This is a genomic window from Escherichia sp. HH26CH (genome assembly GCF_009820205.1).
GTDB classification, from domain to species: Bacteria; Pseudomonadota; Gammaproteobacteria; order Enterobacterales; family Enterobacteriaceae; genus Escherichia; species Escherichia coli_F.
In genome coordinates this window covers 1-312 of the sequence record NZ_VNXM01000026.1, presented here as the reverse complement: position 1 = coordinate 312, position 312 = coordinate 1, and the positions used below count along the sequence as shown (strand labels likewise).

At 51.0% G+C, this 312-nt stretch carries 3 tRNA genes; all 3 read left to right on the top strand.

Going from position 1 to position 312, the window contains the following annotated elements:
• The 3 genes from FQ015_RS09955 (at position 1) to FQ015_RS09945 (ending at position 312) form a co-directional block, all read left to right on the top strand.
• Positions 1-77: transfer RNA gene (locus FQ015_RS09955), tRNA-Met, on the top strand.
• A gap of 48 nt (positions 78-125) precedes the next feature.
• Positions 126-200 (top strand) — tRNA-Gln (locus FQ015_RS09950).
• Positions 201-237: 37 nt separating this feature from the next.
• Positions 238-312: transfer RNA gene (locus FQ015_RS09945), tRNA-Gln, on the top strand.

Below are 312 nucleotides of genomic sequence, written 5' to 3'. Positions count from 1 at the left end.
GGCTACGTAGCTCAGTTGGTTAGAGCACATCACTCATAATGATGGGGTCACAGGTTCGAATCCCGTCGTAGCCACCAAATTCTGAATGTGTCGAATGCGTTCGACAAATTCACAAACCAATTTGTTGGGGTATCGCCAAGCGGTAAGGCACCGGATTCTGATTCCGGCATTCCGAGGTTCGAATCCTCGTACCCCAGCCAATTTATTCAAGACACTTACCTTGTAAGTGCACCCAGTTGGGGTATCGCCAAGCGGTAAGGCACCGGATTCTGATTCCGGCATTCCGAGGTTCGAATCCTCGTACCCCAGCCA